This is a genomic window from Corynebacterium incognita (assembly GCF_014217255.1).
In the GTDB taxonomy this organism is placed as follows: Bacteria; Actinomycetota; Actinomycetes; order Mycobacteriales; family Mycobacteriaceae; genus Corynebacterium; species Corynebacterium incognitum.
This window is the reverse complement of sequence record NZ_CP059404.1, coordinates 1,082,282-1,106,772: the sequence shown is the minus strand read 5'-3', so window position 1 is coordinate 1,106,772 and position 24,491 is coordinate 1,082,282. Positions and strand designations below refer to the sequence as shown.

The window sequence follows — 24,491 nt, the reverse complement described above, 5'->3', positions numbered from 1 at the left end:
GCAGTTTTTACCTTCCCCAGAGTACCTGGAATAAGGTGGGCAACGAGGGATATGCGTGGGATAAGGTAGGCACGACGTGAATGACACAATTTCAGCCTCGGATGTGGTGGGGTGCCGCTACCGGCTCGCCCAGCGCCGCGCGCACCCTGATATTCCCCGCACTCCTGCCGCGCAGGCGCGTGCGGATCGCTTCGCCGCCGCCCGGGAGCTCGTGCTCACCAAGCTACCCACCAAGCGCGGGCCCGGGGACGGGAGCGCCCTGTTCAAGCGCGTGGACCTTGGCCCCCTGCCCGCCGATGATCCGGAAGCGCGCTTCCTCGAAACGCTAGAGGCCCTGGCCTCCGGCGCCACGCTGATCACCGGCGCGGTGCTCGAATCCACCGCCACCACGCCGACGGGCCCGGTGCGCTACTCGGTCAACGTGGATATCCTGCAGGCCACATCGCCAGTTGAGTCCGTTGCGACTGGCTCCCGCGCCTACCTGCCGATTCTGGTGAGCAACCACCGCGCCGCCCGCGCGCACGCCACCATCACTACGCCCGCCGTGCCCACCCATCGGCTGGGGCTGTCGGCGCCGCTGCCCGCGCCGTACAAGATCCGCCATCACGTTACGGACGGCTACCGGCTGTCCATGGCGGTGCGCGTGCTCGACGAGCTGGGCCTGTCCACCGGCAGCGGCGGCGTCATTGGACAAGACCGCGACCGCGTTTTCTTCACCACCCCGCACCCCAGCGCTTTGGACGACGCGTTGGCCGCGCCCACCCCTGTGGCACCGCGCCGGGTCAAGGAATGCGCCAGCTGCCGCTTCTGGCAGCTATGCGAACCGCAACTTCAGGCCGCGGACGAGATCTCCTTGTTCCTCCCCGGCGACCGCGCCCGCGCCTTCCGGGAGCAGGGCATCGATACGGTCCAGGGGCTTATCGACGCCCAGCTGGGCGAGCCCTCCACCTTGGCCCGCGCCTGGCGCGAGGGCACGGTGGCGCTGCGGCGCTCGGATGCTGCGGCCATCGCGGCGTCGCTTCCGCGCGCCGACGTCGAGGTGGACGTGGACATGGAGGCCTACCTGGACCAAGGCGCCTACTTGTGGGGCGCGTGGCACGACGGCACCTATCGCGCGTTTGTCACCTGGGAGCCGCTCGGCGGTAAATATGAAGCCGCGAATTTCCGCGAGTTCTGGGAGTGGTTGCAGAACCTGCGCGACCAAGCCCACGCCGCAGGCAAGACTTTCCGGGCGTATTGCTACTCCAACCACGGCGAGAACCATTGGATGACCATGTCCGCCCAACGCTTCGGCGACCCTACCCTGCAGGAGGTTAAGGATTTCCTGCACTCAGAGGAGTGGGTAGACGTTTTCGCCCACGTCAAGCGCCACCTGGCGGGTCCTTACGGCCTGGGCCTCAAGGTCATCGCGCCGGTGGCCGACTTCGAATGGGAGGACGAGGGCTTCGACGGCGAGGCCTCCGTCAACGCGCGACGCCACGCCATGCACAGCGAGGACGCGGCGACAGCGGAGGATATCCGGGAGCGCATCCTCCGCTACAACCGCGATGACTGCCGCGCCACCGCCGCCGTGCGTGAGTGGCTGCGCGCCGGTGCTCCGGGTGCTCCGACGTTAACGAGTGAGACCTAGGAGGGGCCGCCCAACCCGCCGAATAGGGCGAGGAGCAGTGCGAGCGTCGCGACGCCCGCGGTGACCTGGCCCCAGGGAGGGGAGGCGGCGTCGTCTTTGGCGGGGCCTGCAGCCTCGCCGAGCAGGACCGCCTTCTGGGCGCTGACGGAGCGCTTGATGAGGACGGGGAACACAGCGAGCGCGGCGAGGCACAGCATGGAGGAGGTCACGGCCAGCCAGGAATAGGTGGTGGTTAGCCAGATGAGCAGGCCGCCGTTGATGAGCGTGGCGCGGTATAGTCCGGCGCGGTTCATCTCTTTGAGGCCTGCGCGCACGGCCTGCGGGCCGCCGCCCATCGTGGTGGGCAACAGGTAGCTCATCGCGCCGATGAGCAGCTGCGCCGCGAAGCCCACCAGCAACGGCAGGGTGGGAAGTTCCACGGTGGCAAGGCCGTCGCGGGCCAGGATGAGGCGGACCCCGAAATGCACGAGCGCCAGGGTGAGCCAGGTGATGGCCAGCAGCACCGAGACGGAAGGGTAGTTGATGCGATCCCGGGGGTCCTTGAGCACCGCGCCAGTGAACTGCAGCCAGAGCTGCCAGGACGCCACCCAGCCCGCGGCGTAGACGATGACGCCGACACCGGCGACAGCACCGACGTCGGCAAGCGCGCCGCCGGTGGCCATGACTAAGCCGAAGGCTTGCAGGCTGAGCGTGAGGCTGAAGCGGTTGGAGCCGCCGCGTGTGCGCCAAATAGCGGGGAACAAGATGGTCAACGAGGCGGCCGCGGCGATGCCCACGAAACCCAGAATGTTCAGCGCGATATGCGCGAGTAGCAGGCGTTCATGCCACGGCGCGTCGAGCCCCATGGCCAGCAGCGCGCCAAGGATTGCGCCCAGCGGCAGACATAGCGCGGAGACCACGTAACCCAACACCACGTTACGGAAGCGCTTGTCCGCGTCGAGGGCGCGCCACTGCCGCAGCAGTGATACCCCGTGCCAGCCCACCACCACGGCGATGACGGTGGCGCCTAACTGGGTGAGTATCCAGTGCTTATCCCAGGTCTCGTGGAGGATCTGTCCCATGACGGCGATGACCACGCCGCCGTTGAGCGCCCAGATGCGGCGCAGCTGGCCCGGGCGGGTGGAATCGGGGAGTGTGGATTGGGTGAATTTCTCGGTGAGGTGCTGGGACCACACCACAATCGAGTTGGTTACGATGCCGAGGGTGAACATGTGGATGAGCACCCAGCGGTAGTTGGGGATGATGATGTGTACAGAGCCGAGGACGATGAACAGCGCCATCCAGTAGATGATGGGTTTGCTGGCGCGGCGGTGCCAGGACTTGGCAGACCACTCCTTGGTGGGCAGGCGCCCCGACTTTTTATCATCCATAAGTATTAACCATATCCCCATGATTTGTACGGGTCAATGAGTGTTAAAGATGGTAGGTGGTGCTCAAGCTGCTGTTCGTCGTAGCGCCGCCGCCAGGCCCACCAGCGCCAGTAGCACCACCGCGAGGCTTAGAATGAACACCCACCACGGGGAGGCGCTGAACACCGGGCCGGCCGCCGCGCCCAGCACCGAGGAGCCCAAGTAGTAACACAATACGTACATGCTGGAGGCCTCCGCGCGGTCGCGGGTAGCTAGCGCGCCCACCCAGCCCGAGGCGGTGGAATGCAGCGCGAAGAACGCGCCGGTGAACACGACCAGGCCCACGAGGGTGAGCCACAGCCACCCGGTCACCATGAGCAGCAGGCCCGCCAGCATGCCGACGGCCGCGGCCAGCAACGTGGTGCCGCGCCCCAGGCGCGCGACCACGTTGCCCGCCTGTGCGGAGGCCACCGTGCCCACCAGGTAGACCAGGAACACCCCGCCGACGAGCGCCGGGTGCAGGCCGAAGGTATCGATGAGCCGGAAGCCGATGTAGTTATACAGCGACACAAAAGTGCCCATCGCCAGAAACGGCGTGATGAAGAGCATGACCAGCGCCGGGGTATGCCAGTGTCGATACATGGCCTCCCACTCGTGGCGCAGGGTTAGCGATTTGGGTTCGAAGAATTTCTGCGCCGGAAGCAGCCACCACACCGCCGCGGCCATGAGCAGGCCCAGCACCAGCGACGCCGCGAGCGCCACCCGCCAGCCGGCGGCGTCCACCAGAACGGCGGGCACGATGCGCCCGGTCAGCCCTCCTAGGGAATTGCCCGCGATATACAGGCCCATAGCCTTGGGCAGTGCGGATTCGTCAAGCTCCTCCGCCAGCCACGTCATGGCCACCGCCGGGGCGCCGGCCAGCAGCGCGCCCTGCGCACCGCGCAGCGCGATGAGCAGGTAGATGTTGTCCGCCAACAGCGGGGCCAGCAGACCCACCAGCGCCGCGGCCACACATGACGCCACGAGCACGCGGCCGCGGCCAAAGCGCTCGGAAAGGATGGACAGCGGCACCACGCACAGCGCCAGCGCGCCCGTGGCCGCCGAGACCGTCAACGCGGTGAGCGTCGGCTCGGCCGCAAAATAGTCCGCGAGCGCTGGCAGGATTGCCTGCGTGCAATACAACCCGGAAAACGTCGCCAGTCCCACCAGCAGCATGGCCACGTTAACGCGCCCGTAGGCGGGATCGCCCGGACGCAACCCACGACGCCTAGAAGCCACTGAGATCAGAACGGGTGACGCAGGTACTGCGCCAGCAGCGCGTCGCCGTCCTTGGCGGAGATGGCGGGTACGCCCTCGCGGTCGGTGCGCGCCGGGCCAACGAGGGAGGACGCCGTACCGTGGGAGAGCACGTGCTCGGTGGGGGTGAGCTCGCGGATCGCCACGCCGCGCACAGCGGTGGGGTGCTCTGCCACGAGGTTGCCGTAAATCAGGGGATCGTGCTGGCCGTTATCGCCCACCAGGATCCATTCCAGGTCCGGGTAATCAATGAGCAGGTTACGCAGCTGCACCTTCTTGTGTTCCTGCCCGGAGCGGAACAGTCCGGTCGGGGTCGGACCCCAGTCGGTGAGCAGCAGCGGGCCCTTGGGTAGGCCCTGCTCCTCGATGAACTGCACCAACGTGTCGTACGTGTTCCACGCGCCGGTGGACAAATAAAACACCGGCGCATCGGGGTCGTCGTGAAGCAGTTCGTTGTAGAAGCGCGCCATGCCCTGGATCGGCTGGCGGGCGTTGGTGCGCAGGAACCAGGAATTGTAGGCGGCGTGGAAGGCACGCGGCAGGTTGGTCACCATGATGGTGTCATCGATGTCGGACACCAATCCCAGCTTCTGTCCTTCCGGGGTGACCAGCACCTCGGCCACGACGTCCTCGGCGCCCTGGGCGCTGACGGTGACCTCATTCCACCCGGTGGGCAGGCCGTGGTCGTCCACGGTGACGTCGAAGTAGCCGTTGGAATTGGTCAGGGTCTGCACTTCTTGGCCGTCCACGTGGACGGTGACGGGCACGTCACCCACCTGCACGGTAAAGAACTGGCGGTAACCGCGCTGCACCTCGTTCTTGGGCGCCTCCGGGTTCTCCATGAGCACGCGGCCGATGACGTGCACGCGTGCCGACGTCCCGTAGCCCCGGTAGGCCTGAATCACCGGCGTCCAGCCGGACTTCCGGGCGCGCTTCACGCCCTCAGCGTTCAAGAATTCTTCGGCGTTGCGGATGACGTCTTTGATTCCCATGCGAACCAGGGTACTGAAACTGGACGCCATTGGTTCTTCGTTCCAAGCAGGATTGTTATGACGCTGAGAATCGGCCCCTAGGATAATGCTCGAGATTCAAGTCTGTGGACCTATCGTTTCTATCGGCTAGGGAGTGTGATTATCGGCGAGCTACTACGAGCCACAAGAGGGAAAAACCTAGAATGGCTATCCACACATAGGGCTGGGCCTGCCACGCAAGTCCGAACAAGCACACGGTAGCCACAATGTCGCGCGCTGCGATGATCACAGAGCTACGTGTAGCGGGGACCATGTGAAATGCCGACAGACAGCAAAGAACTACGCATATTGCGAAAGCAATGCCGTAAAAGACCCAGAAAACGGTCGTGGCAGTTTCCGCCATTCCAGTGAGACGACTGATGTGCATCCCAAGTGCGATGCCACCGATAAGTACAGGGAGGAATGCCCGGTAAACTGAGTTTTTAGACTTCATGTCGGTACCCTCATCTCTCCGGACTGTTACGCGCTTACTCAAGCATGGTCTCAATTGGAGGGAATCCCCATTGTGCGTAGAAAGCTACGCCTTTCCCTTGCGCTATTGCTCCAACGATCGTTGCCGCCATGTCAATGAAAAACTATACCGAGAAGGGCCACGCCTCCGGAGAGTACTGATCCGATTGAGCCACCCATCGCGCTGGAAACAGCGACCGTCGCGGCGGCAAGCGCAACAAATGCTCCCCACTAGCAGGAAGCTGATTTCTCAGTTCAACTAGTGGGGAGCGGTTTCATTGAAGGCTTACTTAGCGGACGCCTTTGCGAAACGCTCTGCAACGTCCTCCCAGTTGAAGACGTTCCAGACGGCCTTGACGTAGTCGGCCTTGACGTTCTTGTACTGCAGGTAGAAGGCGTGCTCCCACATGTCCAGCATGAGCAGCGGGGTGAAGTCAACGGAGATGTTGCCCTGCTGATCGGTCAGCTGCTCCACGATGAGGCGGCCAGCGATGTGGTCGTAGCCCAGCACAGCCCAGCCGGAGCCCTGCAGGGAGGTAGCCACTGCGGAGAAGTGAGCCTTGAACTTCTCGAAGGAACCGAAGTCGCGGTTGATAGCCTCAGCCAGCTCGCCGGTTGGCTCGCCGCCACCGTTCGGGGACAGGTTCTTCCAGAAGATGGAGTGGTTGGTGTGGCCACCCAGGTTGAAGGCCAGGTTCTTGGACAGCGCACGGATGTTGTCCGGGTTGGCCTCGCCGTTGCGCTCCGCCTCGAGGGCCTCGAGGGCAGCGTTGGCACCAGCGACGTAGTTAGCGTGGTGCTTGGAGTGGTGCAGCTCCATAATCTCAGCGGAGATGTGCGGCTCCAGTGCGTCGTAGGCGTAGTCCAGTTCCGGCAGTTCGTATACAGCCATGATTATTCAAATCCTTTCGTTCGGGTACGCCACCCATCATAGGCACGTCGGGACATTCTGCAAGGAAGTTTTGTAAATGAAATAAAATCGTGGTCGGGCTTCCCGATGTCCGCGGCGGGGAGTAGATTGTCGGCTAAGGACAGTCAAGCCAGTCAAGCAAGGAGTTGTGCCATGTCGTGGATGTTTATGCCCGCGCCGACGTTGCTCGCGGTGGAGGACGCCCTGCCCGGGCGCGCCGAGCCGGTGTTGGCGCAGCCGCAGCCACACACCGTTCTAGGCACGCCCATTACCGGGCCCTGGAAGGACGGCCAGCGTGTGTTGTACGTGGCCATCGGCTGCTTCTGGGGCGCGGAGAAGATGTACTGGGAGATGGAGGGGGTGGAGTCCACCTCTGTGGGTTATGCCGGCGGCGTGACCGTTAACCCTAGCTACTTCGAGGTCTGCCGCGGGGTGACCAACCATACCGAGACCGTCGCCGTGGTCTATGACCCGCAGCGGGTGAGCCTGCGCGAGCTGGTTGTGGCCGCGCTGGAGGCGCACGATCCCACCCAGGGCTTCCGCCAGGGCAACGACGTGGGCACCCAGTACCGCTCGGCGTTTTATACCGTGGGCTCGGACGTGGCGTCGGCGGCAGAGGAAGCCGCGGAGATCCGCGAGCTCGTGGACGCCTACGGCGTCAAGCTTGCCGACGCCGGGTTCGGCGCCATCACCACGGAGGTCATGCCGTTGGCGGACACGGCGTCGCAAAGCTATTTCCTGGCCGAGGACGAGCACCAGCAGTACCTGGACAAAAACCCCAACGGCTACTGCCCGCACCACTCCACCGGCATCGCCTGCGGATAGCGGCCGGCGGCTAGTGGTGTGAGCGCAGACACTGCGAAACCTTGGGTGAACGGGTAGAACTGAAAGACGTGAGCAAGGGTGAAGAAAGCGGGCGGCGCCGTGGAGGACGGCGCCGGTTGACGAGGAGGAAGCTCTTCGGTGGCACTTTCCTCGCAGGCGCGGGTGCCATGGCCAGCGCTACCCTCAACCCCGGCAACGCCAATGATCTGCAGGTCATGGGCGATGCGGAGCTGGACAAGCTCCACCAGCCGCAGCCGTATACCGTGGCCGAGCACCACCCTTTCATGCATGGAGTGGCCTCCGGGGATCCGCTGCAGACCTCCGTGGTGCTGTGGACCCGCGTGACGCCTGCGTCGGAGTGCGCGCCCGGAACCGGCGTGGGCGAGGACGTGCAGGTGACCTGGGAGCTGTGCGAAGACCCGGAGTTTAGCGGGCGCGTGCGCCGCGGGGTGACCACTACCGGCCCGGACAAGGACTACACCGTGCACGTGGACCCCTTCGAGCTGGAGCCGGGAACTGAATATTTTTATCGCTTCCGCTTCCGCGATGCCACCTCCGCGGTCGGACGGACCCGCACCGCGCCGCGGAAAACCTCGCGCCTGCGCTGCGCGGTGACCAGCTGCGCCAACTTCGAGGCCGGGTACTTCGGCGCCTACGGCGATATCGCCCGCCGGGCGCGCGCCGGGCACGTGGACGTGGTGCTGCACATGGGCGATTACATCTACGAATACGCCTCGGGCGAAGCCCCCGGCAAGCACGGCGTGGTGCGCCCACACGTGCCCACCTGGACCATCACCACGCTGGCGGACTACCGCTCCCGCTACGGCCACTACCGCCGCGACGTCGAGTTGCAGGCCGCGCACGCGTCCGCACCGTGGGTGGTGACCTGGGACGATCACGAAATCGCCAACGACGCCTATGAAGCCGGCGCGGAAGAACACAACCCGCACATCCACGGCACGTGGTCGCAGCGCCAGTCCGCCGCGATGCAGGCCTACTTCGAATGGCTGCCGGTCCGCGCCCCCAACCCGAGCAAAGGCGGACACCTGTACCGCTCGTTCGGTTTCGGCGACCTCGTGGACCTGCACATGCTGGATCTGCGCACCTACCGCAGCGCGCCGGGCACCATGCGGCCCAAGCGACGCGACGAACACCGCACCATGATGGGCACCGAGCAGTTCCAGTGGTTGTCCATCCAGCTGGCCACCTCCACCGCGCAGTGGAACCTCGTGGGCACCTCCGTCATGGTGGCTAACCTCAACGTCGTGGGCCTGGACGAGGACACCCGCAACCCGCTGACCAAGCTGGTGGGGGAGACCGTGCCGTTCAACGCCGACCAGTGGGACGGTTTCACCGCCGACCGCGCCCGGCTGCTGGAGCAGATCCAGCGCAGCGAGCAGCGCACCGTGTTCGTCACCGGGGACATCCACTCCGAGTGGGCGATCGACGTTGAGCACAACGGCGAGCACGTCGCCGCGGAACTGGTCACTTCCTCGGTCACCGCACCCAACCTCGACGAGTTCTTCAACCTGCCCGAGGGCAACGCCATCTCCCGCCGCGCCGAGCGCTACCTCCGCGGCGCTAACCCGCACGTGGGCCACGTGAACCTCGACGCCCACGGTTACGCGCTGCTCGACGTCACTGAAGACAACATCACGTTCAGCTGGCGGCGCGTGGAAGACATCGCCGTGGCTGGCTCCGCGGTGACCACGGCCGGCTCCGTCACCTACGACGGCGCTTACCTCCAGAACTGATCCGCGTCCACGAACTTCTTCATCCGCCCCGCGTAGCGGTGGGTCAGCGGCGCGCGGGCCTGATCCCCCAGCACGGCCTCCCAGTACCAGAACATCTCGGCGTAATAATTGTGGCCGTGCCCGCCGGGGACGTTGAGAGAATTGATCTGGTCCAGCCCGATCTGCCAGAAGCTAATGAACGGAATCCAGCGCACGCCCGCGAAGGTGTCCGAGTACATGGTGGCCGGGGCCTTGATGCCGCCACCGCCGGGCTCGCGCATCCAATCGGGGCGTCGCCACGCAAGCTGCGGCTCCCAGTGCACGATCGGATCGGAGGCGTGCTGGGCGATGACCACGCGGGGCGACTGCCACGGCTGCTGGTAGGAGCGCCCAAAGGCGTCGTGGCGCAGGTGCGCGGGGTTGATGACGAAACGGGTGTGCCGCCCGGCGTCGACAAGCGGGAGGCGCTCGAGCGAGCCGCGGGGACGCTGTAACGCCAGTGTGCGCACTAATGTGGTAAACCGCGGCGGGCCCGTAAACACCGCGCCATCGCAGACGTCGTAAAGCTCTTCAATGTCCTCGAACATGTCGAGGATTCCGTAGGCGCCCAAGGACTCGCCGGCGAGGTAGAACTTCGGTCGATTTTCCTCCGGCATGGAATCCAGGCGGATGCGAATGGCACGCAACAGCTCCCGGGTGGCCTGAATGGGGATGTCCTTTTCCATGACGTAGCTAAACGCCGAGGGCAGGTACGAGTACTGCACGGCTACCGTCGCGCAGTCGCCCGCAGTGAGGAACTCGTACGCTGAGATGCCGTAGTTGTTGATCCAGCCCGAACCCGACGAGACCTGCATGACCAGGGTGTTGCGGTGGAAGGCGCCGGTGCGTTCCAGCTCGGACATGGCGCGCCGGGCCGCCTCCCGCGGCGAGCGGCCGGGAACCAGGCCGATGAAAATGCGGATGGGTTCGTGGGTCTCTTCGTATTCCATCACCGCCGCGATGTCGCGGGCCCGCGGGCCCTTGGTGAGCATGGCGCGGCCCTGCGAACCCACCGCCGTCCACGACTCGTACGACCACGGCGAGCCCGAGCGCTCCGGCTCCCACGGCATCTGCGAACCGGGGAAAACGCTGCGATTGACCGCCGCCGCGTTGATACTGGCGCGGTGGAGGAAGCGCCGGATCATCACGTGGTCCGCGAACTCCCAGGCCAGAATGCCCACGCCCGCGGCGGCAATCGGCCAGGCCGCCAGGGCGGGTAGCCACACGTTGAGGCGCTTGCTGAGCTGGTCCACGCTTTGCTGCGTGGCCTCGCCGAGCAGGAGGAGCGCGCCGTAACCCAGCGTGCCTGCGGCCAGGCCACCTAGCGCCTGGGCGGGGCCGCGATTGTTTTCGGTGCCCACCAGCTCCGCCTGGTTCTGCTGCCGAAACAGCGCCGCCACGCCCTGCGCGGCGCTCATCCCCGCGATGGCCCAGTGCAGGCCACGCTTGATCGGGGTGGTCACGCGATCTTGCGGGCGGAGACTGGCAACCCGCAACCCGCGCTTGAGCGCATAGGCGCTGGTGGCAGCCGCCAGGTGTCCGAAGCTCTGGCCCACTGCCACGTTCGCGGCCGTCACCCACCACGGCCGGGGGAGCAGTGACGGCGATACCGCCGCCCACGTGGCCAGCTCGGCGCCTAACAGGCCCGCGGACATATTTCTTGGCAAGCGGCGCCTCGAGGCCATGCGCACGCCCGGGGTGAGGTCGGCGAAGATCTCTACACCAACGATGGCGCCCCGGAGCACCGCGCTTGCCGCCTGCAATGTCCCGCGGCGGAGGAGGGATGGCAGCGAACCCATGCCCACCAGTGTGGCAAAAAAGATCTTGCCGTGCAGGAATGCCTAGCGCGGGGCACAATGGTGGCGTTAAGAGACAGATTGAGGAGGCAGAACCGATGGCAACCATGGATAGCGCCGCAGCCCTGGCGACCATCGACGCGCTTATCGACGACCTGCGCGCCAGCGCCGACGAGCACCGCGCGCTCATCGACGCCGTGCACCCCACCCACCGCGCCGGCGCCGAGAACCTCGTGCATTACCAGACACTGCGCGAGCACGACCTGCGCCCGCTGCAGGCCGCACTGACCGCCATTGGGGCGACCCGCCTGACCTCCACCGAGCCGACCGTGCTGCCCAAGCTGCAGGCGGCACACAACATCATCAAAGCGCTCACGGGGGCGCCCGCGCAGTTCCCCATCGAACAGGTCGGCGCGGCGCTCGCGGCCGCCGATGATCAGCTAGAGGACAACGCCACCGCCCTGCTCGGCGACGCCGACGAGCAGTCTCACTCCCGCATCATGGTCACCCTCCCCGCCGAGGCTGCCGAGGACCTGGACCTGGTCCGCGGCTTCGTGGACGCCGGAATGGACCTGGCACGCATCAACTGCGCGCACGACGACGCCGAGACGTGGAAGAAAATGATCGACAACGTGCGCACGGCGGCGGACGAGGCCGGGGTGGACATCAAGATCTCCATGGACCTGGCCGGGCCCAAACTGCGCACCGGGGCCATCGCCCCGGGACCGGAGATTTCCCGCGCGCGCGTCACCCGCACTAACTACGGAAAGGTGCTCACCCCCTCGAAGCTGTGGATCACCCCGGAAGGCGCGGAGGTACCTGAGATGCCGGAGCTGCCCGGCCGCCCGGCTCTCAACGTCCAGGTGGACGAGCAGTGGTACGCGGACCTGGAGGTGGACTCGCGTATCACCCTCACCGATACCCGCGGCTCGCGCCGCGAATTCTTCGTGGTTGAGGAATTCGAGGGTGCCAAGCTCGCCCACGGCCAGCAAAACGCCTATATCTCGAACACGACGCTGCTGAACAGCAACTGGGTCAAGGCGCGGGTGTCCGGCATCCCGGCTTCCGAGCAGCGCCTGCGCCTGCACCCCGGCGACCAGCTGGTGCTCACCACCGACCCCGCCCCACGTCAGCCGGAGGAAGGCATCATCGGCTGCACCCTTCCCGAGGCCGTGGAGGCCATCGAAAAAGACCAGCCGGTGCTGTTTGATGACGGCGCGATTGCGGCACGGGCCGTCGACAAGCGCACCACCGATGACGGGCACACCGAGGTAGTTTTGGAGATCACCCGCGCCAAGCCGGACGGCACCAACCTCGCCGCCTACAAAGGCATCAACCTGCCCGCCACCGAGCTTCCGCTGCCCTCGCTGACCGAAGAAGACCTGCAGGCGCTGGAGTTCGTGGCGCACAACGCGGACATCGCCAACGTCTCCTTCATCCGCACGCCGGACGACGTCCGCTTCCTGCTGGACAGCCTGGAAGAGATCGCGCAGCGCTCCGCGGACCCGGACCGGGTGCGCGCCCTGGGGCTGGTCTTAAAGATTGAGACCATCCCCGGCTACGAGAACCTGGCCGCCGTCCTGCTAGAGGGCATGAAGCATGAGAAGCTCGGACTGATGATCGCGCGCGGTGACCTGGCCGTGGAGCTCGGCTTCGAGCGCATGGCGGAGGTGCCGAACCTCATCGCGCTCATGGCCGAAGCCGCGCACGTCCCCGTGGTGATGGCCACCCAGGTGCTGGAGAGCCTGGCCAAGTCCGGTCTCCCGTCCCGCGCGGAAATCACCGACGCCGCCTTCGCTCTGCGCATGGAGGCCGTCATGCTCAACAAGGGCCCGCACATCACCGCGGCCATCAAGATTCTGCACTCGATTTCCCGCAAACTCGGCCGCAGCCAGCGCAAGAACCGCCAGATGCTGCGCAAGATCCGGAGCTGGGAGAACACCCTGTGAAGATAGTGGCGCACCGCGGATACTCCGGCAAGTACCCCGAGAATAGCCCGCTGGCCTTTGAGAAAGCCCTGGAGCTGCCCATCCACGGCGTGGAATGCGATACCCGGCTGACCAAGGACGGCTACGTGGTGGTCAACCACGACCGCACCCTGGATCGCACCTCGGATAAGGGCGGCGAGATCGCCGCATTGGATCTCGAGGACGTGCGCCGCGCCAACATCGGCAGCGCGGAGCATCCGCAGCAGATCCTGCTCCTCGATGAGCTGCTGGACATGGTCCGCGCCACCGACCAGCACATCTACATCGAGACCAAGCACCCCGGCTCGTATGGGCCCATGCTGGAGGAACAGGTCATCCTTCGTTTGAAGTACGCCAAGCTTCTCGACGACCCGCGTATCCACATCATCTCTTTTTCGCACCGCGCGATGTGGCGCATCGCGCGCCTGGCCCCGGAGCTGGACCGCATCTATCTGCGGCGCGACTGGGAGCGACACTTTAACAAGCCGGATATCCTTTTATCCCAGCCCACCGGCCTGGGCATGTCCATCCTGCGCGGGAAGCTCCAGCCCTCGGCGATTGGCGCGCACGATCTGCCCACCTATATGTGGACGGTGGACCGCCCGGAGGACATGAAGTGGGCCTGGGCTAACGGCGTGGACATCCTGGCCACCAACCAGCCGGAGACGGCGCTGCTGGCCATCAATTACTAGGCGCAGGCACGCGGCAGCAGTATGCCAGGTAGATTTGTGCACATGGCTAAGAAGAAAAAGAACCAGGACAACCTGCCCGAGGGCATGAGCCGCCGCCAGGCTAAGCTTGCTGCCCGTGCCGCCGAGCGCGCTGCGCTGGAAAAAGATCCCCGCCCCTTCGGTGGGCTGGCTGCAGAGTCGCAGCTCATCGCGCTGCAGGAATTCTCCCCGTCGGCCGTGGCGAAGCTGCCCGTCAAGGGCTTTGACCGCGCCGTGTACGTGGGAACGGTTCTCCCGGGCGCCATCGCGGCGATGATCCGCGAGGACGGCACCGCGCTCGTGGGCCTGCAGGTGCAGTCCCACTCCCACAACCCGGGCCGCGACCTCGCCTTCGCTCTCACGTGGGCGAAGGACGCCACGCCGGGCGAGTCTCTTGAGTCCACCGTGGCCGATGGCTCCCAGCCAGCGCTTGCTGAGCTCCTCGACGATTCGGCCGAGCTGGACATCGAGGTACACCAGGACTTTGGCTGGTGGATCCCGGAGGGCGCCCCGGTGGATCCGCAGGCGGCGCAGTCCCTGCAGATGGCCAACGACTCTGTGATTCCTTCCGAGCTGGTTGGCACCGGCATCACCGGCACCGCGTTCTGGGCGGACGCGGGCCACGGCAAGGCGCACATCCGCTGGGTGCGGCCCGTTGATGATGAGGCCGCGTTCCTCAACGGCATCGCCCGCGTGGCCGCGCGCGGCGAGATGAACCTGGGCGAGGACACCAAATTCGCCGGCGTGTTCCGTACCCACGGCGTCATTGCGCCGGTCTTTGACCTTGCGCCTGAGCGCGCCGCCGACTCCTACGAGGACGAGCTGAAGCGCGTCGACGAGGCCCTGACCAAGGAGCTGGACAACGCCGAGCAGCTCACCGCCGACGAGCGCAAGCAGCTGGACAACCTCAAGTCCCGCCAGGTAACGCTCCGCTAATACCGTCAACGACCAAGAAGTTCCCCGCAGGGATACCCCTGGTCCAGAAACTTTTTGTCCTGGTCAGCACGCCGCAGGCTACTTCATCGACTCCCACAGCGCCGCGGTCTGTTCCTCGTCCCATAGGATGACGCTGCCCACCGCGGTGTCGGCGAAGCCGCCCAGCGGCACGGTCTTGGTTTCCACGCCGGAGCGCATCGCCAGCGCCACGCGTGCCAGGTGCCACACGTGGTCGCCCTCGCCCACAATGAACGACGACGCCGTGTTATTCACCAGGGACACAAACTTGATGGGGTTCAGCAGCGTCGACGGCTTGGTCACCTTGTCTAGCAGCGCCGCGAAGAACTCGCGCTGCCGCTGCACGCGGTCCAGGTCGCCCTGCGCCGTCGCGCGGGTACGCACGTAGCCCAAAGCCTCCGGGCCCTTCATGTCCTGGCAGCCGGCCTGCAGGCTGATGCCGGCCAAGGGGTCGTCGATCGGCTCGTCCAAGCACATGTTCACGCCGCCGACCGCGTCCACCACGCTGGCCAGGCCGCCCATGCCGACTTCCGCGTAATGGTCGATGCGCAGGCCCGTTTCTTGCTCCAGGGTCTGCGTGAGCAGCTCCGGGCCGCCATAGGTAAACGCCGCGTTGATCTTGTCCTCGCCGAAGCCGGGGATGGACACGTACGAGTCACGCGGCACCGACACCAGCTGCGCCTTACCTTTCTTTGGGATGTGCAGGAGCATGATGGTGTCCGTGCGGCCCACGCCGACGTCGCCGCCGGTCCCCAGGCGTTCGATGTCCTTGTCGCTGAGTCCCTGCCGTGAGTCGGAGCCGACCAGCAGCCAGTTGGTCCCGGCGGTGTTGTTCACCTTTGTCGGCGGGGTGGCATCCACGCGCGTCAGGCGCCCGTCGGTCCACAGCGTGAGCACAAGGGTGAGCACCACGATGATTGCTAGCGGCCACCCGATACAACCCAGGCAGCCAAAGCGCGATACCAACCCCCGCACGCCCCGCAGTGCCTTGCGCGCCGGGGCCTTGCTTCTCGACGCCCCCGGCGGCTGGTAGCTGCGCGGCACCGAGTACAGGTCCTCCTCCAGGCGTGACGGCGCGGCCTGCTGGCGTGACGGCGCGGCCTGCTGGCGGGGCAGGTCGAAGCGCGTGGGCTCTGGAGGCAGGCGGTAGGAATCAGGCGGTGATTGTCGCCGTGGCGGGCGCTGGGCCGAGCGTTGTGCAGGTTGTTGCCGCTGCCGCGGCTCTCCGGCAAAGGGCGTGTTCCGTGGAGGAGGCGGGGTTCCCCGGCGACGTACGGGGCGGCCGTAGCGATCCCGCAAGGGTTCGCCGTCGGGCCCGGTAACGTAGTCATCTCCTCCGCGCTGAGTCATGCGTTAAAGCCTACAATCTCGTGGGCTCAGTGCCGGTATTGCGACGCTGTGGTTGCGCTGAGAGCTGCTGCGAGGCCGAGCACAGGGGCGTCGGAAAGCGTGATGCCGCCCAGCTGCACGCCCACCGGTTGGCGGCGAGCCACCGGCCAGGGCAGGCTCACCGCCGGCAGGCGCGCGACATTAAACAGCGAGCCCCACGGCGACCACCGGGTCTGTTGCTCAAAGTTCTCGGCGTGTTCCAACGCAGTGAACGTGCCGCGCGGGGGCGGGTCGAAGGCGAGCATCGGCGACAGCAGCGCGTCCACCTGCCAGTCGTGCGCCAGCCGGGCGGGCAGGCCTTGGGCGTGGGTGCGGGCGTCAGCAAGCTGGGCGGGAGATATCGAGCGGCCGATTTCGCGCAGCCAGGCGGAGTAGCCCTCCGCGAAGTCCAGGTCCGCCAGGCGAGTGGAGAACAGCGCCTGGAACGCGGCGAAGGTCTCCGCCGCGGCGGGGTAGGGGTCGATGGGCACGACCTCGTATCCCAGACCCCGCAGCGCCGCCGCGGCCTCGTCCACCGCGCGCAGCATGACCGGCGCCACTGCGACGTCCGCGAACAACGGCGCAGTGAGCACGCCGATGCGTGCTCGGGTGGGTTTGAGCAGCGGGATATCGTGCAAAAACGCCTGGTCCTCCACGGTGCGGGTGATGAAGCCGGGCACGCTGAGGTCGTCGCCGGAGGGCTTGAAACCTACGACGCCGCAGGCCGCCGCGGGCACGCGGATGGATCCGCCGCCGTCGCCCGCGTGCGCCGCGCGCACCAGTCCACGCGCCACCATGACCGCCGCGCCGCCAGACGAGCCGCCCGGTGTGTGTCCGGGCCACAGCGGGTTGTCCGGGTGTGGGTAGCCCACGGGTTCGGTGTCCACGCGCAGCCCGAGTTCCGGCGCGGCGGACTTACCGGGGATGATCGCGCCCTCGGCCTCGAGGGCCTCCAGGAAACAATCCGTGGTGGTGGCCAGGTACGCGCGCTGTGTGTGGCCCAGGGAGGTGGGCATTCCCGCGACGTCGTGGAGGTCCTTGGCGGGGATGACCCAGCCGTCTAGTCGGCCGCTGCCGGCGGGCTCGCGCTGTAGGTCGAGGTAGGTGAAGCCGTGCTCCTCGGGACTAAGGCCCTCGAGGTCCCAGGCTAGTTGTTCCAGGCTGAACTCCATAATGAGCCCAGCGTACAAGGTGGCGCGGGTAGGGTGTCCTACATGGTGACTGTTGCTTATTTGGGTCCGCGGGGTACGTTCACGGAGGTGGCGATGCTGGATATGGTATCGGGCGCTGATCCACTGCCGCTGGGTTCCCCGGACGAGGTGGTGGCCGCGGTGGCGGCAGGCCGCGCGCACTTCGGGGTGGTGGCCCTGGAAAACTCCCTCGACGGCGCGGTCACGGCCACCTTTGACGCGCTGCTGGCGCACCCAGGCACGCAGATTATTGCGGAGACGGACGTGCGCATTGAGTTCGCGCTCCTGCGCCGCGGCGGCGGGCCTATCCGGCGCTTCGCGACGCACCCCGTGGCGTTCCAGCAGGTGCGTGGCTTTGTGGATTCTGAGCTTGCCGACGCCCAGTTTGTCCCCGCCGCCTCCAACGCCGCGGCCGCCCAGATGGTGGCAGACGGCGAGGTGGACGCCGCGTTCGCGCCCCGCCGCGCGGCGGATATTTACGACCTGGAGGTGGTGGCTGACAGCGTCATCGACGACGCCTCGGCCACCACGCGCTTCGTCCTCGTGTCCGCGGGGGAGGGTCCGGCACCGTCGGGCGCGGACCGCACCGCGGTGTCGCTGTGTCTGGTTAATGAGCCGGGCAGCTTGGCGCGCGCGTTGGATATCTGCGCGGGCCACGGCTTGGACTTGTCGCTGATTGAGTCGCGTCCCACCCGCACGGGCTTGGGCACGTATCGCTTCCACCTACATTTCGGGGGCCACGCACAGCTTCCAGAGGTGGCGGCCGCGCTGGAGAAGCTGCGCGGGCTGTGCGCCCCGGCGGGCGATGTCCCGGGCTTTATGTTTTTGGGTTCCTGGCCGGTGGCGGACGGGCCGGTTTCGGGGTAGGAATAAGGCATGACCGGACGAATCATCCTTGTGCGCCACGGACAGACTTTCTCTAATATCAATCGGGCTTTGGATACCCGCCCGCCGGGCGCGGAGCTGACCGAGCGCGGCCGGGAGCAGGCCGTGGAGGTCGGCGCGGAGCTCGCGGATCTGTGCGCGGATAGAAAGCTGAGCCTGAATTGCTCGGTGGCGCTGCGGGCGCAGCAGACGGCTATGCTGGCGGCCCGTGAGATTGAGCGCGTTCAGCAGTTGCCGGAGCACTCCCTGCCGGTCAACGTGGTGGTGGGCGTGCACGAGGTCTTCGCCGGTGACAACGAGATGCTGGCGGACGAAGACAGCCATCGCGGCTACACCACGGCGCTGCGCGGCTGGTTGGAGGGCGATCCGCAGGCCCGGATGCCGAAGGGCGAGTCCTACATGGAGTTGCTGGCGCGCTACCAGCCGGTGCTGGAGGAGCTGGCTGCGGGACTTGACGACGCCGCAGATGCCGTCCTGGTCAGCCACGGCGCGGCGATCCGCACGGTGGCGCGGCACGCGGCGGCGGCGCAGATTGACCCGGACTTCGCGTTCTCGGGTTATCTGAATAACTGCCGCTTCGTGGTGCTGGAGCCGCGCGGGGAGAAGTTTGGCAAGTGGACAGTCACACGCTGGGCTGACACCGAATTGGGCGGCTAAGTCGCGCCCGCGGCTTAGCCCCAACCGAGGTGGTGGAGCTCGTCTTCTTCGAGGCCGAAGTAGTGGCCGAGCTCGTGGAAGACGGTGACCTCGACTTCGTGGGCGAGCTGTTGTTCGCTGGAGCAGTAGTCTTCTAACGCGCGCTTATAAATAAAGACCGCGTCGGGTAGATGCCCCGAGTAGTCGAACTCGCGGGAGGTTAAAGATATACCCTCGTAGAGCCCGAGGATATAGGGGTTGTCCTCGTTGTAGTCTCGGACCAGGATGACTAGGTTGCGCATGCGCGCTACAAACTCGTCCGGAACCTTGTCTAGTGCGTCGTTGACCATGTCGTCGAAACGCTCTTCAGAAACGCGGTACATCGCCTACGGGGTCATTTCGCGTTAGTAGGGCAGGCCGGTGTTCGGGTCGATCTGGCCGCCGCCCGCCTGGCCTCCGGTCTGGCCATAAGGCAGGCCGGTGTTTGGATCGATCTGGCCGCCGCCCGCCTGGCCTCCGGTCTGGTCGGTGGCTTGGCCGTAGGGAAGTCCGGTGTTGGGGTCGATGTGGCCCGCACCAGTGTCCACCTGCTGCTGCGGCTCCGCCGGGGTCTGGTTGGACCCGCCGGTATCCACGTTGCCCTGTGAACCTGCCACCGGCAGCTCCGGGTTAGCGGACGGCGCGACGGAGACGCGATCCTTGCGCTTCGGGTTGCGCTCTGGCGGTTTCTTCGGGGTCTTGCCGTCCACAGTCAGGGCGGTGCGGCCGTCCTTAGCGGAACCGGTGATGTCCGAGAAGCCACCCTTCTTGTTGGCATGGATAAGCGAGCAGTTCACCGAGCGGGAGCCCGCCTCCCAGGAGGATTCCTCTACGGTTCCCCAGAACGGCTGCAGCGTGGTGTCGTACAGCTTGTCCTCGCTACCCAGGTAACCGATGGCGGCGGCAGTGCACTTTTTGGACAGGTAGGCATCCTGCTTGTCCTCGCTGGGGGTGCCTTTGCGGAAGCGCTTGGTCAGGTCGATGACCGCGGTGGTTTCCAGGTGGTGCTTGCGGGAGCAGTCCACGGTGCGCAGGATTTGCGAGTCGTCGATAGCGCGGCAATCGCCCACCTTTGCCAGTGGGGACTGGTCATTGTCCGCGACCTTGCCCGTGGTCTGCTGCGGCACGCCCTTCTCGTCGTTGGCCTGCAGGCCGCATAGCATGGTGCGATCGCCCTTCCGCCAAGATTCCGCGGGCGGCAGGATGGGCGCGATGGTGTATTTGCCGGCCGAATCGAACTTGCCGTCCAAGTAGGTCAGCGTGGCGGCCTGGCACAGTTCTTCACGCAGCTGGGCCTGGCGCATCAGGTCGGGCATGTCGGCTTCGGGGCCAAACTCACTGGTGGGGTAGGTGGCGAGGTTTTCGCGCGCAGAGATCTCGAAGCGGTGCTCCTTCTCACAGGTGGTTTGCTCGAAATTGGAGACCGTGCCCTTGGAATCGATGTTCCAGTTGAGGCAGTCGCCCACATCTGCGGTGGTAAACGGGGTGGCTTGTGCCGCGAGGGTGGCGTCTACGTCTTTGGAGTCTTTACCTGGGGTGTGAGACGCGCTCGCGGCGGAGGAGTCGCCGAATGAGGAGGCAGCGACATAGTCGTACGCGCCCACGCCGGACGCGGCCACGAGAGCCGCCACCAGCATGGTGCGGACAGGGGCGCTGCCGCGCCAGGGCTTGCGAGTACTCATAAGGTCAACCAGTTTACGCCCTTCACCTTGAACAATGCCAGCTCGAGCGCCGAAAAGCCCAACTGGCGTGCGCCGTTGTTAGCGCTTGGGGAAGCGTTAGCGGCGGTCGGAGACGCGATCGACGCGGGTGGTCAGGTGGTAGCGGTCGGTGCGATACACAGAGGAGCACCACTCGACGGCGCGGTCGTTGGACCGGGAATACCGGATGATGTGGAGCAGCGGGGTGCCCACGGGGACGTCGAGAAGCTCCGCGTTGAGCTCGTCGGCCGCGACGGCGGTAACCGTCTGGTCCGCATCCGTGATGGGGACCTGGAAATCGGAGTCCAGGATGGCGTAGACCGACTTGTAGACGTCGTTCTCCAGCAGGTTGGGGACGTACTTGGAGTTGTACCAGCCGTCGTCGATGGAATAGGGCTCGCCGTCGCCCAGGCGCAGGCGGCGCAGGTGGGTGTGCGTGGCGCCGGCGTCGTCGCCGAAGAAGGCGGTGACGTCCGCGGGGGCGTGCGCGCGCTCGGAGAGCAAGATCTTCGACGAGGCTTTCACATCCTGGGCGCCCATCTCATCAGAGAAGGAGGCCAGGTGCAGGCGTGAGACCAGGGGGTTGGGTGCGACGAAGGTGCCCTTGCCGCGGACACGGCGCAGGCGGCCTTCTGCTACCAGGTCGCCGATGGCGCGGCGGACCGTGATGCGTGAGACCCCGTAGGTTTCCTCGAGGATGCGTTCGCCGGGCAGCAGATCGCCCGGCTTGAGAGTGTGGAGGCACAGCTCGGCGAGGATGTCGCGGAGCTGCGCGTGCTTGGGAACCGGGCCGTCAACGATAGCGCGAGCCGGCAAAACTGGACTTTTCGGCATAAGACAATGTTAACGTTCTGGTTATTACCACCGCAATTAGCCCGGTCACACTGTGAGGAATTCGACGGTGGGGGCGCGTTAATACCAGGCAATAAAATCGCGTGCAGGCTAGACTTAACCACCATGTTAGATCTCAAGTTCGTACGCGAAAATCCAGACGTTGTCCGCGCCTCTCAGGTAAACCGTGGGGAGGACCCGCAGCTGGTGGATTCGCTGCTCGCGGCCGACGAGAAGCGCCGCGAGGCCATCAAGGTGGCTGACGAGCTTCGTAGTGAGCAGAAGGCCTTCGGTAAGAAGATTGGCCAGGCCGCCCCGGAGGAGCGTCCTGCGCTGCTGGAGGGCTCCTATGAGCTCAAGGCCAAGGTCAAGGAAGCCGAAGAGGCGCAGAAGGCTGCCGAGGGGCAGGTGGAGGAGATTCAGTACAAGATCTCCAACGTCGTCGAGGGCGCGCCCGCCGGCGGCGAGGACGATTTCGTAGTCATGGAGCACGTGGGCGAGCCCACCACCTTTGACTTCGAGCCGAAGGATCACCTGGAGCTGGGTGAGTCCCTGGATCTTATTGATATGAAGCGCGGCACCAAGGTCGGTGGCGCCCGCTTCTACTACCTCACCGGCGACGGTGCGTTCCTGCAGCTGGGCATGATGATGCTGGCCGCGCAGAAGGCCCGCGAGAACGGCTTCCAGCTCATGGTCCCGCCGGTCCTGGTGCGCCCGGAGATCATGTCGGGCACCGGCTTTTTGGGCGACCACTCCGAGGAAATTTACTACCTCGAGCGAGATGATCTGTACCTCGTGGGCACCTCCGAGGTGGCACTAGCTGGTTATCACATGGACGAGATTATTGATCTCAACAACGGCCCGGTCCGCTACGCCGGCTGGTCCTCCTGCTTCCGCCGCGAGGCCGGCTCCTACGGCAAGGACACCCGCGGCATTATCCGTGTCCACCAGTTCGACAAGCTGGAGATGTTCGTCTACTGCAAGCCCGAGGAGGCCGAGGCGCAGCACCAGGCGTTGCTGAAGATGGAGCGCGAGATGCTGTCTGCCGTGGGCGTTCCCTACCGCATCATCGACATCGCGGGCGGTGACCTCGGCGCGTCAGCCGCGCGCAAGTACGACACCGAGGCGTGGATCCCCACGCAAAACACCTACCGTGAGCTCACCTCGACGTCGAACTGTACTACCTTCCAGGCCCGCCGCCTGCAGACCCGTTACCGCGACGAGAACGGCAAGCCCCAGGTAGCCGCCACCCTGAACGGCACCCTGGCCACCACCCGCTGGCTCGTGGCTATCTTGGAAAACAACCAGCAGTCCGACGGCTCCGTGGTGGTGCCGGAGGCACTGCGCCCATTCGTGGGCAAGGATGTTATCGAGCCCAAGAAGTAGGCTGCGCAGGCAGTGATGGCAGGAGAGCAAGGCATGGCTGACGCGAGCCTGAATCTGAAGAAGCGCGGGCACATCTTCCGGGTGCCCGCCACCTTGGGGCGTTTTAGCCCCCACGCCGAGTCCCGCGAGACGGTGTACAACCGCATCATCGTGACCCTGGCCAAGCAGGTCTTGCGCGCGCAGGGCATCACCGCCACCGTGGTGGGCGTGGAAAACATCCCCGCCACCGGCGGCGCGATCCTGGTGATGAACCACACCGGCTACTACGACTTCATCTTCGGAATGGTGCCGGCGCACCTGCGCGGCAAGCGCCTGGTCCGGTTCATGGCGAAGAAGGAAATCTTCGACGTGCCCGTCATCGGCAAGCTCATGGGCGTCATGAAGCACGTGCCCGTAGACCGCGAGCGCGGCGCCACCTCCATCGCGCCGACCATCGAGGCTTTGCGCGCGGGCAAGCTTGTGGGCATCTTCCCCGAGGCCACTATTTCCCGCAGCTTTGAGCTCAAGGACTTCAAGACCGGCGCGGTGCGCATCGCCGACGCCGCGGACGCCCCGCTCATCCCCATGGCCTGCTGGGGCTCCCAGCGCATCTGGACCAAGGGCGGCAAGAAGAACCTCGGGCGCACCAAGCTGCCGGTGCGCATCCACGTCGGTGAGCCGGTAGACCCCAGCGGCGATCCGGAGGAGGCTACCTTGAAGCTCAAGGCCGCGGTCCAGGCGTTGCTTGACGACGCCCGTGCGGGCTACGAGGCCGAGCACGGCCCCTTCGATCCCGGTGCCGACTGGATGCCGGTATCTATGGGCGGCGGCGCGCCGACCTTGGAGGAGGCCAACCGCATGGACGAAGAAGACCGCGCGGCCAAACGCGCGCGTCGTGAAGCGAAAGCAAGGGGGAAACGTTAATGGCGGGAGCGCTGCCGGACACTGCACTGCCGGATACCGCGCCGCGGTTCATCATCAGCGATATTGACGGCACTTTCCTGGATGCGAACCACCGCGTCTCCCAGCGCACCCGCGACGTCGTGGCCCGCGCCACCGCCGCCGGGACCCACTTCGCGCTGGCCACCGGCCGGCCGTTCCGGTGGGTACTGCCGGTCATCGAACAGCTCAACGTGCGCCCGGTGTGCGTGACCTCTAACGGCGCGGTGCTCTACGACACCGCCGCGGACACCGTGTTGGCTGCGCACACGCTGGACCCGCAGGTGCAGTCGGAGATCTACTACACGGCCCAGGAGGTGCTGCTGCGCCACGGCGGCGCGCAGCTGGCCTGCGAGCTGCCAGGCACCAGCGCTTTTGACGCCACGGAGGAACAGTTCATCGCGGAAGAGGCCTATTCGGAGACCCCGGGCCTGGATGGTTTTGGCATCATGCCTACCGACGACGTGCTAGCCCGCCCCGCGGTCAAGCTGCTGTTGCGCAACCTGAGCATGACCGCGCCGGAGATGTACGAGCTCATCGCCCCGCACATTGACCCGCAGTCCGCGCACGTGACCTACTCGATGAACGACGGCCTGCTGGAATTCGCCGCCCCGGGGGTGACCAAGGCGCTCGGCGTGGCGCAGCTGGCCGGGCAGTACGGGGTCAGCCAAGACGCCACCATTGCCTTCGGCGACATGCCGAACGACATTGAGATGCTGCGCTGGGTGGGCACCGGCGTGGCCATGGGCAATGCCGCAGACAACGTGAAAGACGCCGCGGATTATGTGACCTCCCCGAACCACCAGGGCGGTGTGGCTGATGTGCTGGAACGGTGGTTTTAGAACTCC

21 protein-coding genes are annotated in these 24,491 nt (G+C 65.9%); 11 read left to right on the top strand and 10 right to left on the bottom strand.

Annotated elements, in window-relative coordinates; genetic code table 11:
- The first annotated feature begins 76 nt into the window (after positions 1–76).
- Entirely contained in the window at positions 77–1,630 is a 1,554-nt protein-coding gene (locus tag H0194_RS05085; protein WP_185176720.1) for a TM0106 family RecB-like putative nuclease, read from the top strand.
- Here the strand turns inward: H0194_RS05085 and H0194_RS05080 are convergent.
- The 4 genes from H0194_RS05080 to H0194_RS05065 form a co-directional block, all read right to left on the bottom strand.
- Positions 1,627–3,000: a copper oxidase gene (locus H0194_RS05080; RefSeq protein ID WP_246389085.1), complete on the bottom strand. Its 1,374-nt coding sequence runs from the start codon at positions 2,998–3,000 to the stop codon at positions 1,627–1,629. The genes H0194_RS05085 and H0194_RS05080 overlap by 4 nt on opposite strands.
- A gap of 63 nt (positions 3,001–3,063) precedes the next feature.
- Positions 3,064–4,194 (bottom strand): MFS transporter, encoded by a 1,131-nt coding sequence (locus H0194_RS05075; RefSeq protein WP_185176896.1) that lies wholly within the window; start codon positions 4,192–4,194, stop codon positions 3,064–3,066.
- A 68-nt stretch (positions 4,195–4,262) separates the two neighbouring features.
- Positions 4,263–5,267, bottom strand: coding sequence for an App1 family protein phosphatidate phosphatase (locus tag H0194_RS05070; RefSeq protein WP_185176719.1), 1,005 nt, complete (start codon positions 5,265–5,267; stop codon positions 4,263–4,265).
- A 775-nt stretch (positions 5,268–6,042) separates the two neighbouring features.
- Positions 6,043–6,648: a superoxide dismutase gene (locus tag H0194_RS05065; protein WP_185176718.1), complete on the bottom strand. Its 606-nt coding sequence runs from the start codon at positions 6,646–6,648 to the stop codon at positions 6,043–6,045.
- A 171-nt stretch (positions 6,649–6,819) separates the two neighbouring features.
- Here H0194_RS05065 and msrA point away from each other — a divergent pair, with 171 nt between their 5' ends.
- Both msrA and H0194_RS05055 read left to right on the top strand, forming a co-directional pair.
- The gene (msrA, locus tag H0194_RS05060; protein WP_185176717.1) at positions 6,820–7,491 is read left to right on the top strand and encodes a peptide-methionine (S)-S-oxide reductase MsrA; all 672 of its coding nucleotides are present in this window, start codon (positions 6,820–6,822) and stop codon (positions 7,489–7,491) included.
- A 68-nt stretch (positions 7,492–7,559) separates the two neighbouring features.
- On the top strand, positions 7,560–9,245 hold the full coding sequence (locus H0194_RS05055) for an alkaline phosphatase D family protein (protein ID WP_185176716.1): 1,686 nt from the start codon (positions 7,560–7,562) through the stop codon (positions 9,243–9,245).
- On the opposite strand, the gene H0194_RS05050 is transcribed toward H0194_RS05055, so the two are convergent.
- The gene (locus H0194_RS05050; protein WP_185176715.1) at positions 9,230–11,062 is read right to left on the bottom strand and encodes an alpha/beta-hydrolase family protein; all 1,833 of its coding nucleotides are present in this window, start codon (positions 11,060–11,062) and stop codon (positions 9,230–9,232) included. The two genes, H0194_RS05055 and H0194_RS05050, sit on opposite strands and share 16 nt — an antisense overlap.
- 95 nt (positions 11,063–11,157) lie before the next feature.
- Here H0194_RS05050 and H0194_RS05045 point away from each other — a divergent pair, with 95 nt between their 5' ends.
- Genes H0194_RS05045 through H0194_RS05035 form a run of 3 tightly spaced genes read left to right on the top strand, consistent with a single transcriptional unit; the run spans position 11,158 to position 14,672 of the window.
- A complete protein-coding gene (locus H0194_RS05045; protein ID WP_185176714.1) occupies positions 11,158–13,008 on the top strand; it encodes a pyruvate kinase in 1,851 nt (616 codons plus the stop codon).
- Entirely contained in the window at positions 13,005–13,718 is a 714-nt protein-coding gene (locus H0194_RS05040) for a glycerophosphodiester phosphodiesterase family protein (RefSeq protein WP_185176713.1), read from the top strand. The genes H0194_RS05045 and H0194_RS05040 overlap by 4 nt, the downstream gene beginning before the upstream one ends.
- A gap of 42 nt (positions 13,719–13,760) precedes the next feature.
- Positions 13,761–14,672: a DUF5926 family protein gene (locus tag H0194_RS05035; protein WP_185176712.1), complete on the top strand. Its 912-nt coding sequence runs from the start codon at positions 13,761–13,763 to the stop codon at positions 14,670–14,672.
- Between the two features lie 78 nt (positions 14,673–14,750).
- Here H0194_RS05035 and H0194_RS05030 read toward each other — a convergent pair whose 3' ends face one another.
- Together H0194_RS05030 and H0194_RS05025 are read right to left on the bottom strand one after the other, a co-directional pair.
- Positions 14,751–16,040, bottom strand: coding sequence for an LCP family protein (locus H0194_RS05030; protein WP_185176711.1), 1,290 nt, complete (start codon positions 16,038–16,040; stop codon positions 14,751–14,753).
- A 26-nt stretch (positions 16,041–16,066) separates the two neighbouring features.
- The gene (locus tag H0194_RS05025; RefSeq protein ID WP_185176710.1) at positions 16,067–17,230 is read right to left on the bottom strand and encodes an amidase; all 1,164 of its coding nucleotides are present in this window, start codon (positions 17,228–17,230) and stop codon (positions 16,067–16,069) included.
- Between the two features lie 42 nt (positions 17,231–17,272).
- Here H0194_RS05025 and pheA point away from each other — a divergent pair, with 42 nt between their 5' ends.
- The gene (pheA, locus tag H0194_RS05020) at positions 17,273–18,115 is read left to right on the top strand and encodes a prephenate dehydratase (RefSeq protein ID WP_185176709.1); all 843 of its coding nucleotides are present in this window, start codon (positions 17,273–17,275) and stop codon (positions 18,113–18,115) included.
- A 9-nt stretch (positions 18,116–18,124) separates the two neighbouring features.
- Positions 18,125–18,790, top strand: a complete 666-nt coding sequence (locus H0194_RS05015) for a histidine phosphatase family protein (RefSeq protein WP_185176708.1) — start codon at positions 18,125–18,127, stop codon at positions 18,788–18,790.
- Positions 18,791–18,804: 14 nt separating this feature from the next.
- On the opposite strand, the gene H0194_RS05010 is transcribed toward H0194_RS05015, so the two are convergent.
- From H0194_RS05010 to H0194_RS05000, 3 genes are all read right to left on the bottom strand, one after another.
- Entirely contained in the window at positions 18,805–19,152 is a 348-nt protein-coding gene (locus H0194_RS05010) for a metallopeptidase family protein (protein ID WP_185176707.1), read from the bottom strand.
- Between the two features lie 21 nt (positions 19,153–19,173).
- Positions 19,174–20,490, bottom strand: coding sequence for a septum formation family protein (locus H0194_RS05005; RefSeq protein WP_211996081.1), 1,317 nt, complete (start codon positions 20,488–20,490; stop codon positions 19,174–19,176).
- A gap of 96 nt (positions 20,491–20,586) precedes the next feature.
- Entirely contained in the window at positions 20,587–21,342 is a 756-nt protein-coding gene (locus H0194_RS05000) for a GntR family transcriptional regulator (RefSeq protein ID WP_185176706.1), read from the bottom strand.
- 123 nt (positions 21,343–21,465) lie between these two features.
- On the opposite strand from H0194_RS05000, the gene serS reads away from it, so the two are divergent.
- From serS to H0194_RS04985, 3 genes are read left to right on the top strand one after another with little or no spacing between them, the layout of a single operon-like run.
- Entirely contained in the window at positions 21,466–22,725 is a 1,260-nt protein-coding gene (gene serS / locus H0194_RS04995; protein WP_185176705.1) for a serine--tRNA ligase, read from the top strand.
- A gap of 33 nt (positions 22,726–22,758) precedes the next feature.
- Entirely contained in the window at positions 22,759–23,628 is an 870-nt protein-coding gene (locus tag H0194_RS04990) for a lysophospholipid acyltransferase family protein (protein WP_185176704.1), read from the top strand.
- On the top strand, positions 23,628–24,485 hold the full coding sequence (locus tag H0194_RS04985) for an HAD family hydrolase (RefSeq protein WP_185176703.1): 858 nt from the start codon (positions 23,628–23,630) through the stop codon (positions 24,483–24,485). Before H0194_RS04990 ends, H0194_RS04985 begins: the two co-directional genes overlap by 1 nt.
- Positions 24,486–24,491 lie beyond the last annotated feature (6 nt).